Consider the following 26,873-nt stretch of genomic DNA (forward strand, 5'->3'; position numbering starts at 1 on the left):
GGGGCCATGGACGGTGGTGCGCTCTACTCGATCGGTGACCTGGCCCGGCGGACCGGGCTGACGGTCAAGACCATCCGGTTCTACTCCGATCGCGGGATCGTGACGCCGACCGACCGCAGCCCGGCCGGTCACCGCCGCTACGACATCGAAGCAGCCGCTCGCCTGGATCTCGTGTGCACGTTGCGGGACCTGGGACTGGGCCTCGCCATGATCCGGAAGGTCGTGGACCGGGAGCTCTCGCTCACCGAGGTCGCGGCGACGCACGCCGAAGCCCTGGCGACGCAGATCAGTGCCCTGCGCCTGCGGCGCGCGGTGCTGACGGCGGTGGCCGAACGCGGGGCCACCCCCGAGGAGATGGATCTCATGCACAAGCTGGCCAAGCTCTCCGAGAACGAACGCCGACGCCTGGTCGACGACTTCCTCGACGCCGTCTTCGGCGGTCTCGGCGCCGACCCCCACTTCACGGGGATCAGGCGCTCGATGACCCCCGAACTTCCCGATGACCCCGGGACGGAGCAGGTCCGGGCCTGGGTGGAGCTGGCGGAACTGTCCCAGGACTCCGATTTCCGCGCCCGCGTGCGGCGGACAGCCGAGGACCACGTGAATGAACGTCCCGAAGGCGGCATCGCGGTGCCGCGCCTCGACATCGTCGCGGCCGTCCGTGACCAGGTCCGTCCCGCCATGGAGGTCGGCATCGCGCCCACCTCGCCCGAGGCCGATCCGATCGTCTCGGCGCTGACGGCTCATTACGTCGGCGTCGTCGGTCTTCCCGACGACGTCGAACTCCGCCGCCGGCTGCTGGCACGGCTGGAGACCGCGAACGACCCGCGCAGGCAGCGGTATCTGGAACTGCTCGCCGTGGTCAACGGCTGGCCGGCACCGGAGGACCTGACCCCGGTACTCGACTGGTCCATCCAGGCCCTGCGCCCCCAGACCCCGCCCTCCCCGACTCCGCCCTCCCCGACCGCGCCCTCCCCTGCTCCTGGCGACAGGTGATCTCACGCCCCCGCCCCCCACGGCCTCCCACAATGGCGGGAACCGTGAGCGGTCCGAAAGGAAGGAGCTACGGTGCCCGGCCCTGCGCTCTCCCCTGTCAGTGTGGCCGCAAGGCGACGGCGGCCCGCCCTGAGGCAGGAGCAACGGGTGGCTTCAGCGTCGGTGAGGGCCGTGGGCCGGGCGGAAAGGGAGAAGCTACGGCGGGCGGGCCGTACGGCCGGGCAAGTCATGGCGCGGAGGTGGGTGGGTGTTCCGGCCGGCTTCAAAACGCCGGAAACCCTCGCGCCCGAGACCAGGCCGAAGGCCGGTCGGAACCAGACAGCAACCACAACGCCGGCCGGAACACCCACCCACCGCAGCGCGAACCACCCACCGACCCGGCAACCACCGACCCACCCAACCCCGGGGAAACGCCCCGCGACGCGAAAAGCCCCAGCCCGGCCCACGGGAAACACCCCTAAGCGGGAAAAGCCCCAGCCCGGTAGCTCAGGAGGCGCACACGTCGCGGTACGGCGTCTCCGGGAGGTTCGCCCGCCACTCCGCCTGGGTGAGCGTCCGGCCGGCCCGGGCACAGGCCGCCTTCGCGAGGCCGTCGGCCGACACCGTCCACCGGTGGACGGCCCCGTCGCGGTCCAGTGCGAGGAGGGTCGAGCCGTCGGCGGTGAAGGCCGTGGACAGCACCTCCTGGGTGGCCTCCAGCGTGCCGAGGCTCGCTCCGGCGGCCAGGTCGAAGAGCTGCACCCGGCCGCTGTCCGTGATGGCCGCGGCGACGTCCTCACGCGGCGAGTAGGCGGCGGCCTGCGCGTAGGTGAGCTTCCCGCGGGCGGCGGGTGTGACGGGGCGGTGGGTGGCGACGTCCCACAGGGTCAGGTGACCCCGGGAGTCCACGGTGGCCAGCGCCTTGCCCCGGCGGGCGAAGAACATCTGCAGGATCCTGAAGCCTCGGCCGGCGCCGTCGAAGGCGTCGCCCAGGGGTTTGCCGGTGGCCGCGTCCAGGATGCGCCCCTCATCGGAGGCGATGGCGAGCCGGGCGCCGTCGGGGGAGAAGGTCAGGGCGCTCACCTCGCCGAGATCCGCACTCCACAGGAGCCGTCCGGCCTTCCAGTCCCAGACCTGGACGCGGTGCTCGTTGGGCCTGCCGGCGAGTTCACCCGACAGGCCGACCGCGAGCCGGGTGCCGTCGGGGCTGAAGGCCATGATCTCCGGATCGTGACGGTCCTTCCGGGCGCGCACCTCACCGAGCGGCTTCCAGGTGGTGGTGTCCATCACCGTGATCCCGCCGCGGTAGCGGCCGATCGCGGCGAGCCCGCCGTCGGGGGAGAAGGCCATGCCGGAGAGCGAGCCCTCGCCGTCGCGAGCGGCCAGTGGGGGACTCACCGGCCGGCCGTCCCGGGTGTTCCGCAGTACGACGTCGTCACCTGACTTCGAGGTCAGCGCCAGCCTCCCGTCCGGGCTCAGCCTTCCCTCCGAGAGCTGCTCCTTCGGCACGGTCGTCGGCAGGCCGGTGAGGTCGAGGGAGAACACGCGGTCGCCGACGAGGTAGCGGAAGAACCGGCCGTCGGGGTCGAAGCCGGTGAGGGGGATGTCTCCTTGGGAGACCTCCTTGGATCCCCTGACCGGCAGGGTCGCCAGGAGTCTGCCGTCTTCGACGCGCCAGATCTGGATGGTCTTGTCGCCCGCCGAGGCGGCGAGCCGGCCGTCCGCGCTGAAGGCCACCGTTCCTTCGTTCCACTGGCCGTGTTCGCCGCCCAGGGGAGAGGAGATCCGCTCGGTGAGGTCGACGAGGTGGAGCCGCCTGCCGTACGGCAGGGCGACCTGGCGGCCGTCCGGGCTGACCGCGACGGGGGCGGGGCAGTCGCGGCAGGGTTCGGGAACCGGGATGCCGTCGCCCCGGACCCGCAGCGCGGGCAGGTCGTACCGCAGCAGGGACCGCCCGTCGGGGCTCCACGCGTACATCGAGGTGCCCGTGGGGGACATGGCCCGGTTCCAGGGGTCGCGCATCACGGCCCGCGTGCCGGTCCGCAGGTCCCACACGTACAGCCGCTGATCGACGGTGACGAGCGCGTACCGTTCGACGGTGCCGAAGTCGGCGGCGATGGCGTATCCGGCCTCGGGGTCCAGTTCCTTGGGGAAGCGCCAGGTCCGGCCCGCCTCGCCGGTCCGCAGGTCCCAGACGCGCGCGTTCCGGCCGGTGAGGACGAGCAGGGTGCGGCCGGTCGGGCCGAGCGCCACGCTCAGGACCGGTTCGCCGGCCAGGCCCAGCCGGGTGACGCCGCCGGCCTGTCTGCCGGTGCGCACGTCCCACAGCCGCGCGGCGTCCCCGTCGACGCTGACGAGGGTGCGCCCGTCGCGGCTGAGCCTGCGCTCGGTGTCGGCGGCGGACGCCGGGTCCCGGAACATGCCGGTCTCCCGCTGGGCGAGCGAGGCCGTCAGCGCGGCCCGTGATCGCGGGGACGGGTCGAGTCGCCAGGCCGCCACGCTGAGCAGCGTCGCGAGCCGGGGGTCGGTGTCGCGGGCCCGGCCGGCGAGGGTGGCGGCCCGCGCCGCTTGCGCCTGGTCGCGCTGCTGGGTGATCCGCTCGTTGCGCGCGTCGGCGAGCGTGCCCTGCCGTACGGCGAAGACCCCGGCGCCCAGTGAGATCGCCAGCAGCACGCCGAGGCAGGTGGAGATGAGTTTGTTCCGCCGGGCTCTGCGCCGGTTGAGCGCGGCGCCCGTCTCCAGGAAGCCACGTTCGGCGGGGGTGAGGGTGATGTGCCCGTGCGGGCCGGCCGCCCAGCTCAGCGCGTCCTCCAGTGCGGCGCCGTGGAGGAGGTCGCCGTCCCGGCGGCCCGCCGCGTCCCAGCGTCGCGCCGCGTCGAGGATCCGCCGGTGTACGGCCAGGCCGTCGCGGTCGGCCTCGATCCACTCCCGGAGCCGGGGCCAGGCGTGCGGCAGCGCCGGGCTGGCCGCCCGGATCTGCCGCCCCTCCCGGATGAGCAGGTGACCGAAGACCTCCAGTACCCGGTTGACGGCGGCTGTCTCGTGCAGTGCCCGGCCCTCGGTGAACTCCGCCAGGTCGGCCCGGCGGGTCACGATGTCGCCGTGCTCGTCCACGGTGACGAGCCGCAGGAACACCTCCGGGACGGTCTCCCGTTCGGCGGGGGAGAGCAGGGCGTACGCCTGTTCGGCCAGCGTGCCGAGGGCCGGGTCGTCGGCGGGCGCGGTGATCCGGGCGGCCTCCCGGCTGCCCTCGGCGAGCAGTCGCGCGGTGCCGAGCTGCCCGTCGCCGCTGATCAGGGTGAGCAGGAGGGCCCGCGCGGTGGGCCGCTGCAGCGGGTCCTTGCTGAGCGCGGCGGACAGCAGCGGGCGCAGCGGCGGCGGCAGCACGCTCAGGTCCGGGTCGACCGACAGTACGCGGTGCATGACGCCGCCCAGGCTCTCGGCGTGGAAGGGGTCCTCGCCGGTCGCGGCGAACAGCACGACGCCGCCCCAGGCGAAGACGTCGGCCGGGGCGCCGGCGCGCCGGCCGGTGAAGACCTCGGGGGCCATGTAGGTGGGCGTGCCGGTCACCATGCCCGTCGCGGTCAGCGACATGTCGAGGGTCCTGGCGATGCCGAAGTCGATGACGCGGGGGCCGTCCGTGCCGATCAGCACGTTGTCCGGCTTGAGGTCGCGGTGGATCACGCCGGCGTCGTGGATGGCGGTCAGTGCCGTGGCGATCGCGGTGGCGAGCCGGTGCAGCTCGCCGCCGGCGAACCGGTGGCCGCCGGTGACGGCCTGGCGCAGGCTGAGGCCCTCGATGTACTCGCTGACGATGTACGGCCGCGGCCCGTCGAGTTCGGCGGCGAGGACGGCCGCGGTGCAGAACGACGCCACCCGCCGGGCGGCCGTGGCCTCCCGGCCGAACCGGTCGCGCAGGTCGGGATCGTCGGCGGGGTCGCCGTGCAGCACCTTGATCGCCACCCGGCGGCCGTCCTCGGCGTACGCCTCATAGACGACCCCCTGACCGCCCGCACCCAGCCGCCCGGCCAGCCAGTAGTCCCCGATGCGCCGGGGGTCCCCGTCGATGAGTGCCGTCGCCATCCGCCGCTCCTTCGTGATTTCCACGATCTTTGATGCGCGGCGGCGCGGAGAAGTTCTCGCGGACGGTCCGCGGATGTGCCCGCGGTCGCGGAGGGGCGTCCCGGCCGGGGGCCGGGTCCGGGCGGGGTACGGCCGGCGAGCCGCCGTCTTTCGCATATTGCCATATATCGCTATTTATCGGCTTTTAGCCTTGTAACTCGTAATAAGTCGATTCTGGGAAGACAGGGGACGGGGCCCGTAATCCATGGTTGCCTTGACGATCGTTTTTTGATCCGCTGCACACACCCATATGTGTACGAAGGGATCTCGATGACCGCCACCGCCTCAGAGAACGCCGCCTGCCCGAGGCATCCGCTCGATCAGGACGCCGCCGGAGTCAACCGGCCCGGCCTGTATCCGAACGAGATGTACCACCGGATCCGCGAGACGGGGACGGGCGTCGCCGAGGTCATCCGTCCCACCGGCACGGGCAAGCTCGTCACCCGTTACGACGACGTCAAGGAGGTGTTGCGGAACCAGGCGGTGTTCTCCCGCGAGGCCGCCCTCGACGCCGACGACGTCGGCCTGGAGGACACCATTCTGGGACTGGACGGGGAGCGTCACGCGGCCGTGCGCAACGTCGTCAAGGCGTTGTTCACCCCGCGGGCCGTGGAGCGGCACCGGAGCGACGTCGAGATGCGCGCGGCGGCGCGGCTGAAGGACATGATGGGGAAGGGGGAGCCGGCGGACCTGATCGAGGACTTCGCCCTGCCGCTGGCGCTGGACACCATCTGCGACCTGCTGGGGCTGCCCCAGCAGGACCGGGCGCGGTTCCGCCAGTGGGGCGAGGCGTTCCTGGCCCACACCGTCGTGGCCGGCGAGGAGGCCCAGGCGTCGTCGGCGGCGATGGCGGGCTATCTGGCCGGCCTCATCGAGCAGCGGCGGCAGCGGCCGGAACCGGACCTGCTGGGCCGGATCGCCGTCGCCGGCGCGGATCTGCCCGCCGCACAGCAGATCATGCTGCCGATCGCCCTGGTGCTGGGCGGCTGGGAGACCACGGCGAGCTCCATCGGGACCTTCGTCCAGGTCCTGCTCACCCACCCCTACGAGGGATACGAGACCGCCTACGCCTACCTCATCGACCATCCGGAGATGATCCCGGCGGCGGTCACCGAGCTCACGCGGATGTTCTCCACCACGGGGGCCGACGCCATGCCCCGCCGGGTGATGCGGCGGGTGACGCTGCCCAGTGGCGCCGAGTTGCAGCCCGGCGAGATAGTGATCCCCTCGGTCGACGCGGGCAGCTACGACCCGCGGGTCTTCCCCGACCCGCACCGGATGATCTTCGACCGTCCCTACAACCACCACCTGTCGTTCGGGCACGGCCCGCACCACTGCCTCGGCCGTCACCTCGGCCACCTGGAGATCGTCGTCGCGCTGGGCCTGCTCACCCGGGAGCTGCCCCGGCTGCGGCTGGCCGTCCCCTCCGAGGACATCCCCCGCAGGACCGGGCACGCCATCAAGGGGGTGGCCACGCTGCCGGTGACGTGGACGTGACGGGCTGATCCCGCCGCCGGGTCCGGCGGATCAGCCGATCAGGGCCAGGCGGTGCGCGGCCGCGGCGGCCTCGCCGCGGGTGGCGACGCCCAGTTTGGCGAGGATGTTGGAGACGTGGACGCTGACCGTCTTGGCGGAGATGAACAGCTCGGCGGCGATCTCGCGGTTGGACCGGCCCTGGGCGACCAGCCGGAGCACCTCCTGCTCGCGCGGGGTCAGCGGAGCCACAGGCGTGTCCGCCGCGGGGGAGGCCGCGCCGGCGGTGGGTTCACGGTCCAGCGTCACCCCCAGCCGGCGCGCCAGGGACTCGATCTCGGTGGTCAGGGCCGGGGTGCCCAGCGCGACCGCGACCGGATGCGCCGCGCGCAGCCGTACGGCTGCGTCCTCGCGGCCACCGGCGCCGGCCGCGGCCCGCGCCGCCTGCAGCAGCGACTTGGCCCGCAGGTAGGGGCGGTCCAGCCGCTCCCAGACGGCGGCCGCGGCGTCGTGGTCGCGGTTGACGGAGAAGCGGTAGGCCTCGGCGACCGGGCTGTCCACGGTCAGCGCCGCCGCGGCCCCCTCGATCTGGGGCCGCAGCGCCGCCGCCCGCTCGGGCGCGACGGTCTCGGCGATCTCGCAGATCCCGGCCAGCAGGGCGAGCGTCCGCCAGCCCAGCATGGGCTTGCTCGTGATCAGGGCCGCGCGGACGGCCTCCTCGGCGACCTCCAGGGCGGCGAGCGGTTCACCGTGCAGCAGGTGCAGCCCGGCCCGGAGCCGGATGTTCACCGTCAGCTCCTGGGTGAACTCCTCCTGCGTGGAGAAGGCGCCGACCTCGTTCAGCACGGACGTGACCAGGTCGGTCTCGCCGCGGGCGAGCGCCACGTCGGCGCGGATCCTGCGCAGGTGGTGGCGGGTGCGCAGGCTCGGGTCCATGGCGAGCCCCTGCTCGGCGACCCGGGCGGCCTCGTCGAAGCGGCCCAGCGCCTCCAGCGCCTCGGCCCGGTTGTTGGCGATGAAGGTGCCCTGGGTGCGGTAGCGGCCGTACTTCCTGGCCAGCCGTTCGCCCTCCAGCGCCAGCTCGACCGCCTCGGCGGAGCGGCCTATGTCGTTGAGCGTGTCCACGGTGTTGGCGATCGACCGCAGGATGACGCGGGCGGAGCCGACGCGCTCACCGATCGCCTTGGCGGTCATGTTGATGGCGATCGTCTCGTTGATGCGTCCGGCGATCGAGTGGCCGAGGGCGAGGTTGAGCAGCAGGTCGGCCTCCAGACGCTCGTCCCCGTGCTCGCGGGCGATGCCGAGCGCCTCCTCGGTGAGCGCGGTCCCCTCGGTGACCTCGCCGCTGAACATCAGGTAGGAGCCCAGCCTGACCAGGACGGCGGCGCGGTGCAGGTCGGGTCCGGGGACCAGCCGTTCGGCGTAGCGGAGGTCGTCGAGCGCACCGGGTCTGCGCTTGGAGATCTTGAACTGGGAGAGCCGCACGACCAGCTCGGCCACCCGCGCGGGTTCGGTCTTCTCGTCCAGCTCGGCCAGCGCGGCCTTGACGAACTTCGTCCCGCGATCCAGCTCGCCGCAGGCGTGGGCCGCCGCCGACGCCTGCTCCAGGACCGTGGTGTGGTCGGCGCCGATCAGCTCGGCGGCGTCGGGCACCTTGCCCCACAGCATGAGGACCCGCTCCAGGAGCTGCATCTCCTCGTTGTAGGCGAAGCTCTTGGCGGCCTTGCCCGCCGCCTCCCAGGCGGAGATGAGCGCCCACTTGTCGTCGCGGGCGGAGTACCAGTGGTGGGCGATCTCGACGGCGGCCCGGCCGGGCGGGACCATCGTGCGGTCCCGGCTGATCTCCTCGGCGAAACGGGCGTGCAGCCGCATGTGCTCGCCGGGCAGGAGCTCGTCGTGTACGGCCTCGCGGATCAGGGCGTGCCGGAAGGCGTAGGCGCGGCCGTCGGCGACCTGGAGCACGTTGGCGGCGACGGCAGGCCGCAGCGCGTCCTCCAGGTCGGTGTCGGACAGGCCGCTGACCGCGGCGAGCAGCGCGTGGCCCACCCGGTTGCCGCCGGCGGCGGCGATGCGCAGCACCCGCTGGGTCTCGTCGGGGAGCTGCTCGACGGAGCCGATGATCAGGTCGTGCAGGGAGTCGGGGAAGGAGCACTCGCCGCCGCACTCGAGGAGCGCCTCGACGAACAGGGGGATGCCCTCGCTGCGTTCGAAGACCTTGCCGACCTGCGCGAACTCGGGTGTCGTGCCGAGGATGCCGGTCATCTGGGCGGCCACCTCGTCCTGGGTGAGCCGGGGCAGGTCCAGGCGGAGCACGCCCTCGACCCGGCCGAGTTCGGCGAGCACGGGGCGCAGCGGGTGCTGGCGGTGCAGCTCGTCGGAGCGGTAGGTGAGGACCATCAGGACCGGCGCGGCGCGCAGGTTGCGGCTGAGGAAGGCGATCAGGTCGCGGCTGGAGCGGTCGGCCCAGTGGATGTCCTCGATGACCAGGACGACCGGGCGGTGCTCGGCCAGTCGTTCCAGCAGGTTGAGGATCTGTTCGAAGAGCCGGGCACGGGCGGTCTCCCCGTCGTGGTCGCCGCTCGGCTCGCCGAACTCGGGCAGCAGCCTGGCCAGGTCGCGCGCGCCGCCCTCGGGCAGCAGGGCGGCGACCTTCTCGGCGCCGCACTCGCGGACGAGCTGGCGGATCGCGGCGGTGAACGGCGCGTAGGCCAGGCCCTCGGTGGACAACTCCACGCAGCCGCCGAGGAGGACGTGGGCGCCGTCGCGGGTGACCTGTTCGGCGAAGGAGGCGGTCAGCCGGGTCTTGCCGACGCCCGCCTCGCCGCCGAGGAGGACGGTCGCGGCCGTGCCGTCGCACGCCTGCGCGAATGCCTCGTTCAGCGCCGCGAGTTCGGCCTGCCGCCCCACGAATACGGGGCTCACCGTCCGACCCATCATGAGCTCTAGCATGTCACGCCTTATGGGTAGTTATCTCCCCATTTGCCGTACGGCGGGCTGACCCGCCGTACGGCTCAGGGAGGCTGCGGAGCCCGGCCGGGCTGAGGGAGGCGGCCGGGCTCTCGGGGCGCGGTCATGCGGGGAGGAGCCGGCTGAAGAGGCTCCGGCGGCGCTCGCCGCCGGACCGGTTCTCCGAGGCGGCCTTCGCCTCGCGGGCGAGGCGGTGCTCGCCGGCCTTCCGCTGGAGCTCCGCGGTGCGGTCGTTCATGAGCTGGTAGTGAAGGTCGGAGTTCATGACTGACGCCTCCTGGCGTTTCGAGAGGTGCTTTTTCCTTGCACTCTCAAGATTCGGCCTAAGGCCCCCACCCCCACATCGGGCGGATGCCTTATCTCCAGGGGCTTTCCGCGCCATGGGCATGCCTAGGTCGGTCCGGGCATGCCTAGGGGGTACCTAGGTCATCCGGGGTCCGTGGCCGGGCGACCCCGTTCCGCCCGCTCCCGGCCCGTTCCACCCTCGTTGCGCCCTTGTTCCGGCTCGTCTCGGCCCGTTCCCGTCCCGGGCGCGGAGGCGCCCCCACCGTCCTCGGCGAACATTGCCGAAACCCGGACCCGGACCTGGGCGGTGTCCGGTTTGGAACTAATCACGCCAGTCGGCATGCTGTAGAGGTGTCAACTGTGACTACCTCGTTCGCCGACGTGGCCTCGTCCAACGTCGCGTTGCGAACCTTCCTCCACGGCCTGCCCGGCGTCGACCGTGTCGGCGCCGACCAGCGGGCCGCGATGCTCGGCACCCGCTCCATCAAGACGACGGCCAAGGCGGAGGCCATCGACCTGGCCATCCGCATGGTGGACCTGACCACCCTCGAAGGCGCCGACACGCCGGGCAAGGTCCGCGCGATGTGCGCCAAGGCGGTCCACCCCGACCCGGCCGACCCCGCCGTCCCCAAGGTGGCCGCGGTGTGCGTCTACCCCGACCTGGTGGCGCAGGCCGTCGGCGCGCTCGCCGGGTCGGGCGTGAAGGTGGCCAGCGTCGCCACGGCGTTCCCCAGCGGGCGTTCCTCCCTCGACGTCAAGGTGGCCGACACCCGGCTGGCCGTCGAGGCGGGCGCCGACGAGATCGACATGGTGATCGACCGCGGCGCGTTCCTCTCCGGCGACTACGTCAAGGTCTTCGAGGAGATCACCGCGATCAAGGAGGCCTGTGGCGAGGCGCACCTGAAGGTGATCCTGGAGACCGGCGAGCTCGCGACCTACGACAACGTACGGCGGGCGTCCTGGCTGGCCATGCTGGCCGGCGGCGACTTCATCAAGACCTCCACCGGCAAGGTGCAGCCGGCCGCGACCTTCCCGGTGACGATGGTCATGCTGGAGGCGGTCCGCGACTTCCTGACCGCCACCGGCCGCGTCGTCGGCGTCAAGCCCGCGGGCGGCATCCGGACCACCAAGGACGCGATCAAGATGCTCGTCCTGGTCAACGAGGTCGCGGGCGAACGCTGGCTCACCCCCGACCTGTTCCGCCTCGGCGCCTCCTCCGTGCTCAACGACCTGCTGATGCAGCGCCAGAAGATGGCCACCGGCCGGTACGCGGGCCCCGACTACTTCACCCTGGACTGACGTGATGTTCGAATACGCACCGGCCCCCGAGTCCCGCGACGTCGTCGACATCAAGCCGTCCTACGGGCTGTTCATCGGCGGCGAGTTCACCGACGGCACCGGCACGTCGTTCAAGACGGTCAACCCCGCCTCCGAGGAGGTCCTGTCCGAGGTGGCGTCCGCGTCCGCCGACGACGTGGACCGGGCCGTCCGGGCCGCGCGCGAGGCGTTCGGCACCTGGTCGGCGATGCCCGGCTCCGAGCGGGCCAAGTACCTCTTCCGGATCGCCCGCATCATCCAGGAGCGCTCCCGCGAGCTGGCCGTGCTGGAGTCGCTGGACAACGGCAAGCCGATCCGCGAGTCGCGCGACGTGGACCTCCCCCTGGTCGCGGCGCACTTCTTCTACTACGCCGGCTGGGCCGACAAGCTCCCCTACGCCGGGTACGGTCCCAGCCCCCGGCCGCTGGGCGTGGCCGGCCAGGTCATCCCGTGGAACTTCCCGCTGCTGATGCTGGCGTGGAAGATCGCCCCGGCGCTGGCCTGCGGCAACACGGTCGTGCTGAAGCCGGCCGAGACCACCCCGCTGACCGCGCTGCTGTTCGCCGAGATCTGCCGGCAGGCCGACCTGCCGCCGGGCGTGGTCAACATCGTGACCGGCGCGGGCGAGACCGGCGCGGCGCTGGTCAACCACCCGGACGTCGACAAGGTCGCCTTCACCGGCTCCACCGAGGTCGGCCGGCTGATCGCCCGGTCCGTCGCCGGGACGCGCAAGAAGGTCACCCTGGAGCTCGGCGGCAAGGCCGCCAACATCGTCTTCGACGACGCCGCGCTCGACCAGGCGGTCGAGGGCATCGTCAACGGCATCTTCTTCAACCAGGGGCACGTCTGCTGCGCGGGCTCCCGGCTGCTGGTCCAGGAGTCGATCGCCGAGGAACTGCTGGAGGCGCTCAAGCGGCGCCTGTCCACGCTGCGCCTGGGCGACCCGCTGGACAAGAACACCGACATCGGCGCGATCAACTCCGCCGCCCAGCTCGCGAAGATCCGGGAGCTGTCCGACCACGGGGAGCTGGAGGGCGCCGAGCGCTGGTCCCCGGCGTGCGCGCTGCCCGAGCGGGGCTTCTGGTTCCCGCCGACGATCTTCACCGGTGTCGCGCAGTCGCACCGCATCGCCCGGGAGGAGGTGTTCGGCCCGGTGCTGTCCGTGCTGACCTTCCGTACCCCGGCCGAGGCGGTGGAGAAGGCCAACAACACCCCCTACGGCCTGTCGGCGGGCGTGTGGACGGAGAAGGGCTCGCGCATCCTGTGGATGGCCGACCGGCTCCGCGCGGGCGTCGTGTGGGCCAACACCTTCAACCGGTTCGACCCGACCTCCCCGTTCGGCGGCTACAAGGAGTCCGGCTACGGCCGGGAGGGCGGCAGGCACGGACTGGAGGCGTACCTCGATGTGTGACAACGATCGAACACGACGCCGGGTCCGTCGCGACCAGGCGACGCGGGGCCACGGCTTCGCCCGCGCCGGCCGTCCGGGGCTGCGCGGCTGGTTCGCCCACCGGTGCGGGGTGAGCCGGTGCGGCCAGATCTTCGTGCCGGCCAGGCTGGCACAGCAGGAGAGCTCGCGGAGAGGGCGCGGAGATGAGTAGGACCGAGTCGCCCGCACGGCTGGCCGTGCGCAAGACGTACAAGCTGTACATCGGCGGGGCGTTCCCGCGTTCGGAGAGCGGAAGGTCCTACGCGGTGACCTCCTCCAAGGGCGAGTTCCTGGCCAACGCCTCCAGGGCTTCCCGCAAGGACGCCCGCGACGCGGTGGCCGCCGCGCGCAAGGCGTTCGGCGGCTGGTCCGGGGCGACGCCGTACAACCGCGGGCAGATCCTCTACCGGATCGCCGAGATGCTGGAGGGCCGCCGGGCGCAGTTCGCCGCCGAGCTGGCCGACGCCGGGACCAAGCGCCCGGGGGACGTCGTGGACGCGGTCGTGGACCGGCTCGTCTGGTACGCCGGCTGGTCCGACAAGATCGCCGCGGTCGCGGGGGCGGCCAACCCGGTCGCCGGGCCGTACCTCAACATCTCCTCGCCGGAGCCGACCGGCGTGGTGGCGGTCGTCGCCCCCGACGACCCGCTGCTGGGCCTCGTCTCGGTGGTCGCCCCGGTGATCGTCACCGGCAACACCTGCGTGGTCGTGGCCAGCGAGCGGGCCCCGCTGCCGGCCGTCACCCTGGCCGAGGTGCTCGCCACCTCCGACCTGCCGGGCGGCGTGGTCAACATCCTCACCGGCTCGGTGAAGGAGATCGCGCCCTGGCTGGCCGGGCACATGGACGTCAACGCCCTCGACCTCACCGGCGTCTCCGACCCCGGTCTCGCGGTCACGTGCGAGGAGGCGGCGGCCGAGAACCTCAAGCGGGTCCTGCGTCCCGCGCCCGCCGACTGGGCGGTCGACCCGGGCACCCGGCGCCTGACGGCGTTCCTGGAGACCAAGACCGTCTGGCACCCCACCGGTATCTGACGGACCGCACACCGGCTCCGGGGTCCGCCCCGGAGCCGGGCGGGCGGGTCAGTCCATCGGCGCGTGGCGCAGCCAGGGGTGGGCGGTCTCCAGCTGGGCGGCCAGGGCCAGCAGTTGCGGTTCGCCTCCCGGGGGCGCGACGAGCTGCACCCCGATGGGCATGCCCGTGGAGTGCCAGCCGTACGGGACGTTCATGGCGGGCCAGCCGGCCATGTTCCAGGCCGCGGTGACCGGGGCGTACGTGACGTTGGCCCGCACGTTGGCCAGCAGCCCGCGGTCGCCCCAGCGGTCGGCGGGCGGCGGGACGACGGCGAGCGTCGGGGTGATCAGCACGTCGGCGTTGCCGAACCACTGGTCGGCGCCGTGGGCGCGCCAGCGGTCCCGGCCCGCCGAGCCGTCCAGCCCGAACCGGGCGAGCAGCCGGCCCGCCTTGGCCAGCGCCCGGGTGCGGCGCTCCAGCCGGCGCGGGTCCAGGCCCTCGGTGTCCTCACGGGCGCACGCGAACCAGCCGATGATCGCGGCCGCCCCCACCCAGCTCGGCACCTTCGGCTCGTGCTCCACCACGGTGTGCCCGGCGGCGGCGAGCGTGTGGCCCGCCTCGACCACGGCCCGCTGCAGCTCCGGGTCCACCGAGAACCCCGGCGGCAGCGGCACCGGCGCCGTGGCGATCCGCAGCCGCACCGGCTCCGAGGGGGTCAGCCCGCCCGGGTAGTCGTCGATGGCGCTGCCGGCCTCCAGGTACTCGCCGTCGCCGGGAGTCGCGAGGGACATGTCACCGGCCATCACCGCCAGGCCCAGCGCGAGGTCGCCCACGGTCGTGGCCAGCGGGCCGTTCTCCGACATCCCGTGCCAGTCGCGTCCGGGCGGCGGGACCACGCCCGTGCCGGGTTTGATCGTCACGAGCCCGCAGCAGGCGGCGGGGATGCGCAGCGAGCCGAGGCCGTCGTTGCCGTGGGCCAGCGGGACCATCCCGGCGGCCACCGCGGCGGCGGCGCCGCCCGACGAGCCGCCCGGCGTGCGCCGTGGGTCCCAGGGGTTGCGTGCCACGCCGTACGTGCTGTCGGAGAACCCGACCAGGCACAGCTCCGGGACGTTGGTGATGCCGACGACCACCGCGCCCGCCGCCCTGAGCCGGGCGACCACCGGGTGGTCGGCGGCGGCGGCCTCGCTGGAGGAGGCCGCCGACCCGTTGCGCGTCGCCTCGCCGCGGACCGGGATGTTGTCCTTGACCGCCACCGGCACGCCGGCCAGCGGCAGCTCGGCCAGGTCGGGCCGCTCCTGCACGGCGCGCGCCTCGGCCATGGCCCGCTCGGCCCGCACCTTGCGGAACGCGCCGATGCGCCCGTCGCGCTCGGCGATCAGCCGGAGGTGCTCCTCGACCACCTCCGGAGCGCCGGCCTTGCCACGTCGAACGGCCTCCGCGATCTCACCTGCGGACTTCCCCACCCACGGCATGCCCCGAGTCTGGTACGGACGGCACGCGGACGGAAGTGTTCCACGTCTCAATCAGGTGACTTGTTAGGTACCGTCCGTGTCATCCGGAGTTACTGGTGTCCGTCCGAATCGTCCCGCTCGTTCTGTTCGCTTTGGCCGGGGCCCTCCCGGCCCGCCCGCCTGACGTCGCGGCCCACCCCGCGCAGGGCCAGGCGCAGGGCGTACTCCAGCTGGGCGTTGACGCTGCGCAGGTCGTCGGCCGCCCACTTGGCGATCGCCTCGTAGACGGCCGGGTCGAGCCTGAGCAGGATCCGTTTGCGCTCAGCCATACAGGCTGCCGGTGTTCACCACCGGCTGGGTCGCGCGGTCACCGCACAGGACCACCAGCAGGTTGGACACCATCTGCGCCCTGCGCTCCTCGTCGAGCTCCACCACATCCTCCTCGGCCAGCCGGTTCAACGCGAGCTGGACCATTCCTACCGCGCCGGCGACGATCTGCGTGCGGGCCGCGACCACCTGCGCGGCCTGCTGGCGGACCAGCATGGCCTGGGCGATCTCCGGCGCGTAGGCGAGGTGGGTGATGCGCGCCTCCAGCACCTCCACCCCGGCGAGGTGGGTGCGCTCACTCAGCTCGGTGGTCAGCTCGGCGGCCACCTCGGTGCCGTCACGCAGGCTGGTGCGGCTGTCGTCGTGGGAGTCGTAGGGGTGGCTGGTGGCCAGGTGCCGGACGGCGGCCTCCGACTGGATCGCCACGTACTGCTCGTAGTCGTCCACGGAGAAGGCGGCCTTGGCGGTGTCGGTCACCCGGTAGACGACGACGGCGGCGATCTCCACCGGGTTGCCGTCGGCGTCGTTGACCTTGAGCTTGGCGGTCTCGAAGTTGCGCACCCGCAGCGTGATCCGCCGCCTGCTGGTGAACGGCGCGGTCCACTGGAAACCGGCGTCGCGCAGGGATCCGGTGTAGCGGCCGAGGAACTGGACCACCATCCCGTCGTTCGGGTTGACCACGGTGAAACCGCTGGCCACGACGAGTGCGATGACGCCCCAGGCGATCGCGGCGGCGACCAGGACGTCCGGCCCGGCCGCCAGGCCCACCGCGGCCAGGACGGCGCCGAGCAGCACGAGCCCGGCCAGGACGGCGAACCCGTTGAGGTGGAAGGCGCGTCGCTCCATGTGCTCCCCTTTGCTATCGGAGTGATATCACTACGATAGCGTCAAAAGGGAGGCGGCGCGCAAGCCGCTTTCCGGAGCGCAGGCCGTACCCCGCCGCCCCGGCCGAGTCCCGCCGAGGGCGGGCGGCAGGCCGGTTCCACGGGGGGTTCGTTCACCGCGGGTCGGCGGTGCCGGATCAAGTGAGGAGGTGCGCAGCGATCTCCTCCCACCGCTGGGCGGGAGGAGCGTGGGATTCGGCGGGCATGCCCAGTGCGGTCGCGCCCCGGGCGCGTTCGGCGGCCAGGGCGAGCATGCCGGGATCCGGTGCGGCCAGGATGCGGTGGGGTGAGACCGTCGTGGCGGGCGGCCCGAACGGGGCGGTGTCGAGCGCGTCGAGGTAGGAGCGCATGGTGGCCAGGGGGGCCGAAGCGGCGGCCGCGGTGATCCGCCGGGCGCTCATGCGCCCTGGCCCGTGGTGGGCGCGGAGTCCAGGAACGCCGAGATCTGGGCGGCCCCGGTGCGCTCCAGCCAGGTGGAGAAGTCCATCGCGGCGGGGTGGATCCGCCGGGTGGCCGCGATGTCCGCGCGGTAGCCGCGTTCGTTGAGCCATTCGTTGGCGTAGGCGAAGTCCTCGCTCAGGTCCCGGATCGCCTCGATCGGGATCCGGACGTAGGGCGGCGCCGTCCCGAGCGCCTTGCCGATGACCGCGGCGACCTGGACCGGCGTGAGCTCGTCGGCGGCCAGGGAGACCGCCCGACCGATCCACTCCTCGGGGTGGCGGAACGCCGACTCGGTGATGAAGCCGACGTCGTCGACGGCCATGAGCTGCTGGACCGTGTCCGGTGCGATCCCGGTGGACAGGCTTCCGTTCCGCAGTGCGTATCCGCCGGTGAAGTTCTCCATGAACGAGGCCGGCCGCAGGATCGTCGCGGGCAGGCCGAGGCGGGCGATGTGCTGCTCGATCCGCCACTTGCTGACCAGGTTCACCGGCACCTTCTCGCTGAGATGGCGGTCCGCGCCGGCGACCGAGGTGAACACCAGGTGTCCGACGCCGGCGGCGTGCGCGGCCTCGGCGACGTTCACGCCCCAGCGGACCTCGTCCTCGGTGGTGAAGTCCGGTGAGGTGCCGGGCGAGCCGACCGTGGGCTGAACGCTGAACAGACCCCAGGCGTCCTTGGCCGCCGCGGTCAGGGAGGCGACGTCCTCCATCTGCGCCCGCACCACCTGCGCACCGGCCCGCGCCAGTGCTCGCGCCCGTGTCCCGTTCGGGTCACGGGTGAGCGCACGCACCTGCCAGCCGCCACGGAGCAGGTGGTGCGTCACGGCCCCGCCCTGCAGGCCGGTCGCTCCCACCACCACGACGGTCCTGTTCTTCGGAGTCACCGTCTCTCCTTCTGAGCTCGGGGGAGGAGAAGCCACTCGCATAAGTGGGGTGCCCCTCCGGTTAGCGTTCGCTACGATATGGGGGACCACCCCACTTGGCAAGTCGTCAGGAGCCGCCGTGTCCAAGGACGCCGTCGTGCCATCCCGGCAGCGGATGCGTGCCGACGCCCGCCGCAACTTCGACCGGATCGTGGCCGCCGCCGGGACCCTCATCGCCGAGCACGGCGCCGAGGCGTCCCTGGAGGAGATCGCCCGCCGCGCAGAAGTCGGCTCGGCCACCCTGCACCGGCACTTCCCCACCCGTCGGGCACTCCTGGAAGCGGTCTTCGAAGACCGGGTGAAGACGCTCTGCGCCAAGGCCGATGACCTGCTCACCGCCCCCGACCCGGGAGAGGCGCTGTTCACCTGGCTTCGCGCCGTCGGCACCCACGCCGCGGCCAACCGGGGCCTGGGCGCTTCGCTGATGCGGGGCGGCGACCCGGCGCTCGGCCGTACCTGTCACGACATGATCATCAACGCGGGTGAGAGACTCCTCGTCCGCGCCCGAGCGGCGGACGCGGTGCGCCCCGGGATCGCCGTCATCCATCTCCTGAAGCTCGTCGGCGCCATCTCCCTGGCCACCGAGCAGGAGCCCGACGGCCCGGCCGAAGCCGACCGCCTGCTGGCACTCGCCATCGACGGAGTCCGCCCGCGCTGAATCCCGCCTCCGCGAACGAGTGATCGCGCCGAGAACGGCGCACCGCGCGTCCGGCGAGGCGCCCCACCGGGGTGCCGTCCGTGGAATCCCTCACGGCCCCGGCGTTCCGAAAGACGATTCCGGGACGGCCCCGAACCGTTCCCCTGACTCTTGAACCGGCCCCGCGACTCCTCAGCGCCGCGGGTTGGCGCGGCGGGTGGCGACCGCCGACAGGGGGTCCTCCGGCCAGGGGTGCCGGGGATAGCGGCCCCGCAGCTCGGCCCGGACCGCGCGGTAGCCCTCGCGCCAGAACGTGGACAGGTCGGCGGTGACGGCCGCGGGCCGGCCCGCCGGGGACAGCAGGTGCACCACCAGCGGCACCCCGGCGATCCGCGGGGCCTCGTCCCAGCCGAACAGCTCCTGCAGTTTGGCCGCCAGGACCGGCCGGTCGCCGGAGTAGTCGATCCTGATCCGTGAGCCGCTGGGCACCTCGATCCGCTCGGGGGCGACCTCCGCCAGCCGGGCGTGCCACGGGACCAGGCGGTGCAGCGCGGCGACCACGTCGAGGCGCTCCAGATCGGCGCGGCGGCGGGCGCGTGACAGTTCCGGCTCCAGCCACCGCTCGGCCGCCTCGACGAGGGCGTCGTCGTCCGTCGCGGGCCAGGGGTCGCCGAGCGCGCGGCGGCAGAAGGCCAGGCGTTCGCGCAGCGCGACGGCCTCGGACGTCCAGCGCAGGAGCGAGAGCCCCTCGGCGCGCAGGCCCGCGAGTACGGCGGGCCGGACGTCGGCGTCGCGCAACAGGACCGACGACAGCTCGACGGCGCCCAGGCGCTCCACCCGGCGCGCCGAGACGTCGCCGCGCCGCTCACCCGGCGGGACCCGCCAGGCGACCTCCTCGGCGGCGTCGTACAGGGACGCGGCGGCCAGCCGGGCGGTCTCCTCGTCGATCACGACGGCCTGCCTGATCCGCGCCGCCGCCGACCCCACCGGCCGGTCGGCCACCGCGATCGCCAGCCACTCCGCGTCACCCAGCCGCGACCCGGCGGACGGCTCCGCGGCCGTCCCCGACGCCATCAGGTACGCCCCGCCGCGCCGCCGGGCCACCCGCTCCGGGTAGGCCAGCGCCACCGTCAGCCCGGCCACGGCGTCGTCGGACCTGAGCCCGCCGGTTCCGGGCCGGCCGCCCGCGGCTCCACCGGTCCGGGAGCCGTCGTCTCCGGGGCGCCGGGTCCCGGGGCGGCCCGCCGGTCCCTGAGAGGGTCCGTCGCGCCCGGCGTCCTCCCCGGGGACGGCGCGGGCCAGGCGGGCGGCCTCCCCGCGCCAGCGGGCCGGGAAGCCGTCCCCGGGCCCGTTCCCGCCCCGCCGGACGGACCGCCAGATCGCCACCAGGTCGTCGCCGGCGTCCCGGGGCAGCGGCTCCGACAGCAGCGCCACCACCTCCGCGGCCCCGGGACCCGCGTCGACCAGGGCGCGGGCCAGGCGGGGGTGGACCCCGGCGGCGGCCATCAGACGGCCCCGACCGGTGACCCGGCCGCCGGAGGCGTCAAGGGCGCCCAGGGCGAGCAGGGTCCGCCGGGCGGCGTCCATCGCGGCCGGCGGGGGCGGGTCGAGCAGGGCGAGCCCGGCGGCCTCGGGATCACCCCAGCAGGCGGCCTGGAGGGCGAAGCCGGTCAGGTCGGCCAGGGCGATCTCGGGCCGCGCGTACTCGGGCAGGCGGTCGTGCTCGGCCTGCGACCAGCATCGGTACACCGTCCCCGGCGCCTCGCGGCCCGCCCGCCCGGCGCGCTGGACCGCCGAGGCCCGGGACGCGCGGACCGTGGTGAGCGAGCCGAGGCCGCGGGCGTGGTCGGTGCGGGGCTCGCGGGCCAGGCCCGAGTCGACCACGACCCGGACACCCGGCACGGTCAGGCTCGACTCGGCGACCGAGGTGGCGAGCACGACCCGCCGCCCCCGGCCGGGGGAGAGCACGGCGTCCTGGACGCGGGCCGGGGCCTGTCCGTGGATCTGGAGGATCTCCGCGCCCCCGGTGTCGCCGCCGAGCAGTGCGGCGACCCTGCCGATCTCGCCGACCCCCGGCAGGAAGCACAGCACGTCCCCCTCCCGTTCGGCCAGGGCGCGCCGTACGACGGCGGCGACGTGGGACAGGAACGCCGGGTCCACCCGCAGGCCGCGCGGCGGCGTCACCGGGCCGGAGGGAGGCGCCCAGACGGGTGTGACGGGGTGCGCCTCACCGGAGGCGCGCACGACCGGCGCCGCGTCGCCGGACGCGCCCGCGCCGTACGGCGAGCCGCCGGACGCGTGGTCGCCGCCCGCCGGGCCGCGGCCGTACGGCGGGGCGCCCGAGCCGAGCAGCCGGGCCCACGGCCCGGCGTCGGCGGTGGCGGAGGCGGCGACGATCCGCAGGTCGGGGCGGAGGGTGGCGCGGACGTCGAGGAGGAAGGCCAGGGCGGTGTCGGCGTCCAGGTGGCGCTCGTGGCACTCGTCCAGCAGGACGGTGCCGACGCCGGCCAGTTCGGGGTCGCGCTGCAGCCGCTGGAGCAGGACCCCGGTGGTGACGACCTCGACGACCGTGCCGGGTCCGGCTCTGCGCTCGCCCCGGACCGAGAACCCGACCTCCGCACCGACCTGGGAGTCCAGCATCCAGGCCATCCGGCGGGCCGCCGCCCGCGCCGCCATCCGGCGGGGCTCGGCGACGATCACCCGCCCCGGCTCACCCGCTCGTCCCCGGCCGGGACCCGGTTCACCGGTGAGCCCGGTGAGCCCGGCGGTCCCGGCGAGTCCGGCCAGTGCGAGCGGGACGAGCGTGGTCTTGCCCGTGCCGGGCGGCGCGGCGAGCACGGCGACGCCGCGCTCGTCCAGGGCCGCGAACAGCTCGGGCAGGACGTGGCGGACGGGCAGGTCGAAGCGGTCGGGACGCACCTGTCCAGTCTTCCCGATCCGGACGACCGCGCCGTCCGCCGTCCGTGCCGACGGCGCCCGGAGAGATCAGGGTCAGCCGGGGGCGGGCGGCGTCAGGCCGGTTTGTGACGCCGGTAGTGGCGGGCGACGCGGGCGCGGTTGCCGCAGCGGGCCGCCGAGCACCAGCGGCGGCGCGGATGGGAGGGCAGGAACAGCATCACGCAGTCGTCGGCCGCACACCGGCGGATCTCGATGACCGCCGGGTCGGCCAGCAGTTCGGCGGCCGCCTCGGCCAGCCACGCCGTCAGCCGGTCGCCGGGCGTTCCGGCGCGGCGGCGGACCGCGGTGACCGCCGCGCCGTCCCAGGTGAGGGCGGTGACGGCGGGCGCGGCACGTTGGGCCCGGTTGAGGGCGTCCAGGTCGTCGGCCGGGGGCGTTCGCCGCGACGGACGTGGTCGAGGACGCGAGCGGTGCGGTCGCGGACGTCCCGCACGGCGGCCAGGTCGGCGGCGGCCAGGCCGGCGGTGACGAGCTCTCGCGCCTCACCGAACCGGCCGGCCTGCAGCTCCAGCCATGCGCGCAGGTCGGCGGGGGTGGCCAGCAGGTCGCCGACCGCCGTGCTGGTGTTGATCAGGTCCAGGGCCAGCGGCTCCCCGGTGAGGGGAACGGTGTCGCTCATGAGCCTAATGGTATCCGGCGGAGTTGACGCATTAGATCAATGATCACTATAACTAACGCATAATTAACGATGAAAGGCATTAGAGATGACGGTCGTCCCGATCACCCGGATCGCCCACCACCACCTCGACGTCGACGGTGTCCGGGTTTTCTACCGCGAGTCGCTGCCGGAGCGGGCCGGCGCGCCGGTGCTGCTGCTCCTGCACGGGTTCCCTTCCGCGTCGCACCAGTTCCGCCGGCTCATCGACGCGCTCGGATCGCACTACCGGCTCATCGCCCCGGACTACCCCGGGTTCGGGCACACCCGGGCCCCGGACGACTTCGTCCACTCCTTCGATCGGCTCGCCGACGTCATCGAGGGCCTCGTGCGTGGACTCGGGCTGACCCGGTTCGCGATGTACATGTTCGACTTCGGCGCGCCCGTCGGGTTCCGGATCGCCGAACGCCATCCCGAGTGGGTCGCGGGCCTGGTGGTGCAGAACGGCAACGCCTACGAGGACGGACTGTCGGACGGCGCCCGTGACTTCACCGCGCTGCGCCCGGAGACGCCGGGGGCCGAGGAGACCATCCGGGACCTGCTCACCCTGCGGGGGACGCGGAGCCAGTACGAGACCGGCGTGTCCGACCCCGAACTGGTCGCACCGGACGGCTGGACGCTCGACCAGCACTTCCTCGACCTCCCCGGCCGCAAGGATGCGCAGGTGGCGCTGGCGTTCGACTACCGCTCCAACATCGAGCGCTACGGCCGCTGGCAGGCATGGCTACGTGAGCACACCCCGCCCACCCTCATCACCTGGGGCGTCGGCGACCCGTTCTTCCCCGAGCCCGGCGCCCGTGCCTACCTGCGCGATCTCCCCGACGCCGAGCTGCACCTGTTCGACACCGGCCACTTCGCCCTGGAGACCCACCTGCCGGAGATCGCACCGCTGATCGCCGGCTTCCTCGACCGCGTATGAGACCAGCGCCTCCGGCACCGGCCCGGAGCCTCCGGTCGGATGCGGCCTAGGCCATGGGGTTGAGGACGCCGAAGGAGACCAGGGCGATGATGATGACGCCCAGGATGATCCGGTAGACCACGAAGCCGGTGAAGCGGTGGGAGCTGATGTACTTCAGGAACCACGCCACCGCGGCGTAGCCGACGACGAACGAGATCACCGTGGCCAGGATGGTCGGCCCCCAGTCCGGCGCCCGGCCGTCGCCGATCTTGAACAGCTCCAGGAAACCGGAGCCCAGCACGGCCGGGATGGCCAGCAGGAAGGAGTACCGGGCGGCCTCCTCCCGGCGGTAGTCGAGCACCAGGCCGGCGCTGATCGTGCCGCCGGAGCGGGAGACGCCCGGGATCAGGGCCAGCGACTGGGCGAAGCCGTACACCAGGGCGTGGGTGAGGCTGAGGTTCTTCTGCAGCGTGAGCTTGTTGCGGGCGGTGTGGTCGGCCAGCCACAGGATCGCGCCGAAGACGATCAGGGTGGTGCCGATCAGGCGCAGGTCGCGGAAGACCGTCTCGATGCTGTCCTTGAACAGCAGGCCCAGCACGACGATCGGGATCGTGCCGGCGATGACGTACCAGCCCATCCGCGCCGCGTGGTGGGACCGCAGGTCGGGCCGCCACAGCGACCGGGTCCAGGTGGAGATGATCTCCCAGATGTCCTTGCGGAAATAGATCACCACCGCGGCCTCGGTGCCGAGCTGGATCACCGCCGTGAACGCCGCGCCGGGGTCCTGCCAGCCCAGGAGCGCCGAGACGACTCTGATGTGGGCACTGGAGGAGATCGGCAGAAACTCCGTCAGCCCCTGTACGAGCCCGAGGACCACCGCTTCGAACCAGCCGATCAACTTGGTGCCTTTCGTCCCGGCGTGTGCGTGCCGTAGGCGAGGCTAGCGGAGCGCGGAGGCCCCCGTGACCGGGTCACCGCCGAGGAGCCGCGCGGGCCGCCGTCACGGAGCCTGCGGGCCGCCGCCACGGGATCGGGCGGAACGGCGGGAAAACGCGCGGAACCGCTGTCATCCGTACGGCGGGCCCAGGCGGTAGTGATCGGCGGAGCTTCGCACTGGAGGCAGGATGACAGAGTTCGCGGAATACGTCGCGCAGCGCCACGAGAGGTTGCGGAGAACGGCGTATCTCCTCACCCGGGACTGGGCGACCGCCGAGGACCTGGTGCAGACGGCGCTGGCCAGGGCCTGGCTGGCCTGGCGGCGGATCGACGGGGACCCCGATCCGTACGTGTACCGGATCATCGCGAACACGCACGCCTCCTGGTGGCGGCGGCGCTGGCGGGGGGAGGTCTCGACCGGGGACCTCCCGGACCGGGCGGACGCCGGGGACTTCACCGACGGGGTCGGCGACCGGGACGCGCTGTGGGCCGCGATCGGCGCGCTGTCCGGCCGCCAGCGGGCGGTGGTCGTCCTGCACTACTACGAGGGGATGACCCTCTCCCAGGTGGCCGGCGTGCTCGGCTGCTCGCTGGGGGCGGTCAAGAGCCAGCTCGGCAGGGCCCTCGCGAGGCTCAGGGTGGATCAGCGGGTTCGGATGACGGCGGGAGCGGAGCGATGACCTACACGGAGCATGATCTGCGGGAACTGCTCGACGAGCGCGGCGCGGGCGGCAGCGGGGGCGCCGCCCGGCTGGAGGAGATCCTGCGCCGGGGCCGGTCGATCCGGCGCAGGCGCAGGACCGCGGGCACGGTTCTGGCCGCCTGCGCGGTGGCGGTCGCGGCGGCGGTGCCGTTCTCGCTTCCCGGGGGCCGGGACGGACGGTCCACGACGGTCGCCGCCCACCCCGCCGAGCCCTCCGTCTCCCGCGCGCCCGACCGGCCGGAACCCGGTACGTACCTTCCGGAGTCCTTCAGGGACTTCTCGGGACGGAAGCTGTCCCTGATCGAGAGGTACGGCTCGGAGAGCATGGGGACCCCGCACGTCCTGAAGTTCAGGCCGACCAGTCGCTTCACCGGACTCCGGATCACCTGCGCCGACCCCAGATCGTGGGTGGTCGTCATCTTCTGGCAGAAACACGGGCCCTCGGGAGGGCACGTCCGCGACTCCTGCCGAACCGACACGCCGCCGCTGAAGGACGACGAGGCCCGACGGCTGGACAGCCAGTTCGACAAGATGTCGGCTCCCGCCGACTGGCCCCGGAAGGAGCAGGCGGCCACGATCTGGGTGCTTCCCTCCGACGCTCGCGTCATCAACGCGTCTGAGATGTCGCGTAAAGGGTGCGAGCCGTCGATGAAGAAGATCCGCAAGTGCGATGGAAAGTACCCCATGACGGCCCTCACGGATCCCGGGGTGATGGCCGAGCTGAGCGCCGAGCTGGGGGATCGGCCGGGACGCTGGTCGGTGGGGATCTACGACCGGCCCGCGTCCTGACGCTCTCCGGCGTCCGCGGCGCGTTCGCCGGGTGTACGGCTCCCGCCGTGTGGCGGGAGCCGTACAGAGGGGCCCGCCGGGGTCTAGCGGGTGATCTTCACGTCGTCGATGCCCGCCTCGACGAGCGAGGCGGTGGAGGCGTCGGCGGCCTCGACGAGGATGCGGACGGTCTGCCCGGCGTAGGAGGAGACGTCCACCTCGGCCGCGGCCCAGGCGCCGTTGCGGTTGGCCGCCGCGCCGAGCTGCTGGAAGACCTGGGTGGTGGTGGAGCCGACGACCTTGACGCGCAGGTAGTCGGCGCTGGAGGAGTTGGAACCGTGCGCGAGGTACCACGAGAAGCCCAGCTTGAGTGGGCCGCCCGACGGCAGCGTGATCGGCGGTGACTGCACGGTGGTGGTGCCGCCGTCGACGTCGTGGTCACCGGCCGCGGCCCCGGCCAGGCGTCCGGTGACCAGGTCGTTGGTGCCGCTGACCGTGGTGCCGAGCTGCTTGGCGCCGCTGGAGGTGGTGGCCTGGGGGACGCCGCGCTCCCATTGACCGAGGGTGGCGGTGTCGGTGCCGGCCGGGTTGACGGTCCAGCCGGTCGCCGTCTCGAAGGTGTCGGAGTAGACCGTCACCGGCGGGGTGGCGGTGGCGATCGTCCACACGGCGTAGGCGATCGCGTCGGCGTTGCGGTTCAGCGCGGTGTCGTTGATGTTGGAGGTGGTGTCGCACGAGCGGTGGTAGCAGGAGTCGAACGCCGCGCCCGCCGTGCCGCCCCACAGGCTCGCCTGGGCGCTCGACTTGATGCCCTCGGCCCCGGTGAACGTGCCGCCCGCCGGGATGCCGGCGGAGATGAACGGCCCGTAGTCGGAGCGTCCGTCGAAGTCGGTGCCCCGGGTCGGCACGCCGATCGAGGAGAAGTAGGCGGCGAGTGTCGCCTCCAGCTGTGCCGAGCCGGCCGGGCCGGGGCCCGAGCCCACGCCGTCGGAGTTGTCGCCGTCGTAGATGAAGTAGCCGGGGTTGGGGGAGCCCACCATGTCGAAGTTCAGGTAGCCCTTGATCTTGGACCGTTCGGTGGACGGCAGGTTGTTCACGTAGTACTGCGAGCCGCGCAGGCCCAGCTCCTCGGCGCCCCACCAGGCGAAGCGCAGATGCTTGGACGGCGCCAGGGACTGGCGGGAGACCTCCAGCGCGGTCTCCAGGATGGCGGCGCTGCCGGAGCCGTTGTCGTTGATTCCGGGTCCGGCGGTCACGCTGTCGAGGTGCGCGCCGACCATGAGGATGTCATTGGGGTCGCCGCCGGGCCAGTCGGCGATGACGTTGTAGCCGGTCGCCCCGTTGTAGCTGAACGACTGCAGGGTCGTGGTGAAGCCCGCGCCGTCCAGGAGGTTCTTGACGTAGTTGGCCGAGGCGAGATAGCCGGGGCGGCCGTGGGCGCGGTTGCCGCCGTTGGCGGTGGCGATGGACTGGAGCTGGGTGAGGTGGGCCTTGACGTTCGTCAGCGAGATGTCCGGCGGGGCGGCCGCCGAGACGGCCGGTGCGGTGAGCGCCAGCGGGATGGCCAGGATCGCTGCCGTCCCGATGCTCCACAGTCTGCGCATCATGCTCCTCGGGCTGGGAGGTGAGGGGATCCCCCGATCGGCGCGCGCCTTCGTGGGGCGCGCGCCGTACAACCTGGTGGTGCGCCGGTGCGCCGCCGAGGCGGCTT

22 protein-coding genes are annotated in these 26,873 nt (G+C 73.1%); 9 read left to right on the forward strand and 13 right to left on the reverse strand.

The window, feature by feature from the left end; translation table 11 throughout:
* Positions 1-6 precede the first annotated feature (6 nt).
* Entirely contained in the window at positions 7-996 is a 990-nt protein-coding gene (locus ACQP10_RS03445) for a MerR family transcriptional regulator (protein ID WP_433540861.1), read from the forward strand.
* A gap of 486 nt (positions 997-1,482) precedes the next feature.
* On the opposite strand, the gene ACQP10_RS03450 is transcribed toward ACQP10_RS03445, so the two are convergent.
* On the reverse strand, positions 1,483-5,058 hold the full coding sequence (locus ACQP10_RS03450) for a protein kinase domain-containing protein (protein ID WP_433540862.1): 3,576 nt from the start codon (positions 5,056-5,058) through the stop codon (positions 1,483-1,485).
* 309 nt (positions 5,059-5,367) lie between these two features.
* Here ACQP10_RS03450 and ACQP10_RS03455 point away from each other — a divergent pair, with 309 nt between their 5' ends.
* Entirely contained in the window at positions 5,368-6,594 is a 1,227-nt protein-coding gene (locus ACQP10_RS03455; protein ID WP_389991503.1) for a cytochrome P450, read from the forward strand.
* Between the two features lie 30 nt (positions 6,595-6,624).
* On the opposite strand, the gene ACQP10_RS03460 is transcribed toward ACQP10_RS03455, so the two are convergent.
* Together ACQP10_RS03460 and ACQP10_RS03465 are read right to left on the reverse strand one after the other, a co-directional pair.
* Complete coding sequence (locus ACQP10_RS03460) at positions 6,625-9,492, reverse strand: helix-turn-helix transcriptional regulator (protein WP_433540863.1); 2,868 nt, start codon at positions 9,490-9,492, stop codon at positions 6,625-6,627.
* A gap of 148 nt (positions 9,493-9,640) precedes the next feature.
* Positions 9,641-9,802, reverse strand: a complete 162-nt coding sequence (locus tag ACQP10_RS03465) for a hypothetical protein (RefSeq protein WP_179820114.1) — start codon at positions 9,800-9,802, stop codon at positions 9,641-9,643.
* Positions 9,803-10,182: 380 nt separating this feature from the next.
* Here ACQP10_RS03465 and deoC point away from each other — a divergent pair, with 380 nt between their 5' ends.
* From deoC to ACQP10_RS03480, 3 genes are all read left to right on the forward strand, one after another.
* Positions 10,183-11,121 carry a deoxyribose-phosphate aldolase gene (gene deoC, locus ACQP10_RS03470; RefSeq protein WP_433541873.1) on the forward strand — a complete coding sequence of 313 codons (939 nt, stop codon included), beginning with the start codon at positions 10,183-10,185 and terminating at the stop codon, positions 11,119-11,121.
* Between the two features lies 1 nt (position 11,122).
* Positions 11,123-12,550: an aldehyde dehydrogenase family protein gene (locus ACQP10_RS03475; protein WP_346017780.1), complete on the forward strand. Its 1,428-nt coding sequence runs from the start codon at positions 11,123-11,125 to the stop codon at positions 12,548-12,550.
* 182 nt (positions 12,551-12,732) lie between these two features.
* Positions 12,733-13,599 carry an aldehyde dehydrogenase family protein gene (locus ACQP10_RS03480; RefSeq protein ID WP_433540864.1) on the forward strand — a complete coding sequence of 289 codons (867 nt, stop codon included), beginning with the start codon at positions 12,733-12,735 and terminating at the stop codon, positions 13,597-13,599.
* Between the two features lie 48 nt (positions 13,600-13,647).
* Here ACQP10_RS03480 and ACQP10_RS03485 read toward each other — a convergent pair whose 3' ends face one another.
* The 5 genes from ACQP10_RS03485 to ACQP10_RS03505 form a co-directional block, all read right to left on the reverse strand.
* Positions 13,648-15,054 (reverse strand): amidase, encoded by a 1,407-nt coding sequence (locus ACQP10_RS03485; protein WP_433540865.1) that lies wholly within the window; start codon positions 15,052-15,054, stop codon positions 13,648-13,650.
* An 89-nt stretch (positions 15,055-15,143) separates the two neighbouring features.
* Positions 15,144-15,362, reverse strand: a complete 219-nt coding sequence (locus ACQP10_RS03490) for a hypothetical protein (protein ID WP_433540866.1) — start codon at positions 15,360-15,362, stop codon at positions 15,144-15,146.
* A complete protein-coding gene (locus ACQP10_RS03495; protein ID WP_346017776.1) occupies positions 15,355-16,206 on the reverse strand; it encodes an SPFH domain-containing protein in 852 nt (283 codons plus the stop codon). Before ACQP10_RS03495 ends, ACQP10_RS03490 begins: the two co-directional genes overlap by 8 nt.
* 175 nt (positions 16,207-16,381) lie before the next feature.
* Positions 16,382-16,645, reverse strand: coding sequence for a hypothetical protein (locus ACQP10_RS03500; protein ID WP_389991491.1), 264 nt, complete (start codon positions 16,643-16,645; stop codon positions 16,382-16,384).
* Positions 16,642-17,568 (reverse strand): NmrA/HSCARG family protein, encoded by a 927-nt coding sequence (locus tag ACQP10_RS03505; RefSeq protein ID WP_433540867.1) that lies wholly within the window; start codon positions 17,566-17,568, stop codon positions 16,642-16,644. Before ACQP10_RS03505 ends, ACQP10_RS03500 begins: the two co-directional genes overlap by 4 nt.
* Positions 17,569-17,686: 118 nt before the next feature.
* Here ACQP10_RS03505 and ACQP10_RS03510 point away from each other — a divergent pair, with 118 nt between their 5' ends.
* Complete coding sequence (locus ACQP10_RS03510) at positions 17,687-18,265, forward strand: TetR/AcrR family transcriptional regulator (protein WP_346017773.1); 579 nt, start codon at positions 17,687-17,689, stop codon at positions 18,263-18,265.
* A 171-nt stretch (positions 18,266-18,436) separates the two neighbouring features.
* Here the strand turns inward: ACQP10_RS03510 and ACQP10_RS03515 are convergent, their stop codons facing one another.
* The 3 genes from ACQP10_RS03515 to ACQP10_RS03525 all read right to left on the reverse strand — a co-directional run bounded on the left by ACQP10_RS03515 (position 18,437) and on the right by ACQP10_RS03525 (position 21,821).
* On the reverse strand, positions 18,437-21,163 hold the full coding sequence (locus tag ACQP10_RS03515) for an ATP-dependent RNA helicase (RefSeq protein WP_433540868.1): 2,727 nt from the start codon (positions 21,161-21,163) through the stop codon (positions 18,437-18,439).
* Positions 21,164-21,255: 92 nt separating this feature from the next.
* Complete coding sequence (locus ACQP10_RS03520) at positions 21,256-21,360, reverse strand: CGNR zinc finger domain-containing protein (protein ID WP_433540869.1); 105 nt, start codon at positions 21,358-21,360, stop codon at positions 21,256-21,258.
* 86 nt (positions 21,361-21,446) lie between these two features.
* A complete protein-coding gene (locus ACQP10_RS03525) occupies positions 21,447-21,821 on the reverse strand; it encodes an ABATE domain-containing protein (protein WP_433540870.1) in 375 nt (124 codons plus the stop codon).
* Between the two features lie 85 nt (positions 21,822-21,906).
* On the opposite strand from ACQP10_RS03525, the gene ACQP10_RS03530 reads away from it, so the two are divergent.
* Positions 21,907-22,776, forward strand: a complete 870-nt coding sequence (locus ACQP10_RS03530; protein ID WP_433540871.1) for an alpha/beta fold hydrolase — start codon at positions 21,907-21,909, stop codon at positions 22,774-22,776.
* Positions 22,777-22,822: 46 nt separating this feature from the next.
* On the opposite strand, the gene ACQP10_RS03535 is transcribed toward ACQP10_RS03530, so the two are convergent.
* On the reverse strand, positions 22,823-23,653 hold the full coding sequence (locus ACQP10_RS03535; protein ID WP_433540872.1) for an undecaprenyl-diphosphate phosphatase: 831 nt from the start codon (positions 23,651-23,653) through the stop codon (positions 22,823-22,825).
* Positions 23,654-23,879: 226 nt separating this feature from the next.
* Here ACQP10_RS03535 and ACQP10_RS03540 point away from each other — a divergent pair, with 226 nt between their 5' ends.
* Positions 23,880-24,371: a SigE family RNA polymerase sigma factor gene (locus ACQP10_RS03540; protein WP_346017768.1), complete on the forward strand. Its 492-nt coding sequence runs from the start codon at positions 23,880-23,882 to the stop codon at positions 24,369-24,371.
* Positions 24,368-25,183: a hypothetical protein gene (locus tag ACQP10_RS03545; protein WP_399498961.1), complete on the forward strand. Its 816-nt coding sequence runs from the start codon at positions 24,368-24,370 to the stop codon at positions 25,181-25,183. Before ACQP10_RS03540 ends, ACQP10_RS03545 begins: the two co-directional genes overlap by 4 nt.
* 83 nt (positions 25,184-25,266) lie before the next feature.
* On the opposite strand, the gene ACQP10_RS03550 is transcribed toward ACQP10_RS03545, so the two are convergent.
* Positions 25,267-26,769, reverse strand: coding sequence for a M28 family peptidase (locus tag ACQP10_RS03550; protein WP_433540873.1), 1,503 nt, complete (start codon positions 26,767-26,769; stop codon positions 25,267-25,269).
* Between the last annotated feature and the right edge of the window lie 104 nt (positions 26,770-26,873).

The organism is Streptosporangium sandarakinum (assembly GCF_050942225.1).
Lineage (GTDB): Bacteria > Actinomycetota > Actinomycetes > Streptosporangiales > Streptosporangiaceae > Streptosporangium > Streptosporangium nondiastaticum.

Excerpts from the sequence above, each read along its gene's own strand:
- ACQP10_RS03445 (WP_433540861.1), top strand. The coding sequence starts at position 7 with ATGGACGGTGGTGCGCTCTACTCGATCGGTGACCTGGCCCGGCGGACC.
- ACQP10_RS03450 (WP_433540862.1), bottom strand. The coding sequence starts at position 5,058 with ATGGCGACGGCACTCATCGACGGGGACCCCCGGCGCATCGGGGACTAC.
- ACQP10_RS03455 (WP_389991503.1), top strand. The coding sequence starts at position 5,368 with ATGACCGCCACCGCCTCAGAGAACGCCGCCTGCCCGAGGCATCCGCTC.
- ACQP10_RS03465 (WP_179820114.1), bottom strand. The coding sequence starts at position 9,802 with ATGAACTCCGACCTTCACTACCAGCTCATGAACGACCGCACCGCGGAG.
- ACQP10_RS03480 (WP_433540864.1), top strand. The coding sequence starts at position 12,733 with ATGAGTAGGACCGAGTCGCCCGCACGGCTGGCCGTGCGCAAGACGTAC.
- ACQP10_RS03485 (WP_433540865.1), bottom strand. The coding sequence starts at position 15,054 with ATGCCGTGGGTGGGGAAGTCCGCAGGTGAGATCGCGGAGGCCGTTCGA.
- ACQP10_RS03490 (WP_433540866.1), bottom strand. The coding sequence starts at position 15,362 with ATGGCTGAGCGCAAACGGATCCTGCTCAGGCTCGACCCGGCCGTCTAC.
- ACQP10_RS03495 (WP_346017776.1), bottom strand. The coding sequence starts at position 16,206 with ATGGAGCGACGCGCCTTCCACCTCAACGGGTTCGCCGTCCTGGCCGGG.
- ACQP10_RS03500 (WP_389991491.1), bottom strand. The coding sequence starts at position 16,645 with ATGAGCGCCCGGCGGATCACCGCGGCCGCCGCTTCGGCCCCCCTGGCC.
- ACQP10_RS03520 (WP_433540869.1), bottom strand. The coding sequence starts at position 21,360 with ATGCTGTTCCTGCCCTCCCATCCGCGCCGCCGCTGGTGCTCGGCGGCC.
- ACQP10_RS03525 (WP_433540870.1), bottom strand. The coding sequence starts at position 21,821 with ATGAGCGACACCGTTCCCCTCACCGGGGAGCCGCTGGCCCTGGACCTG.
- ACQP10_RS03530 (WP_433540871.1), top strand. The coding sequence starts at position 21,907 with ATGACGGTCGTCCCGATCACCCGGATCGCCCACCACCACCTCGACGTC.
- ACQP10_RS03540 (WP_346017768.1), top strand. The coding sequence starts at position 23,880 with ATGACAGAGTTCGCGGAATACGTCGCGCAGCGCCACGAGAGGTTGCGG.
- ACQP10_RS03545 (WP_399498961.1), top strand. The coding sequence starts at position 24,368 with ATGACCTACACGGAGCATGATCTGCGGGAACTGCTCGACGAGCGCGGC.
- ACQP10_RS03550 (WP_433540873.1), bottom strand. The coding sequence starts at position 26,769 with ATGATGCGCAGACTGTGGAGCATCGGGACGGCAGCGATCCTGGCCATC.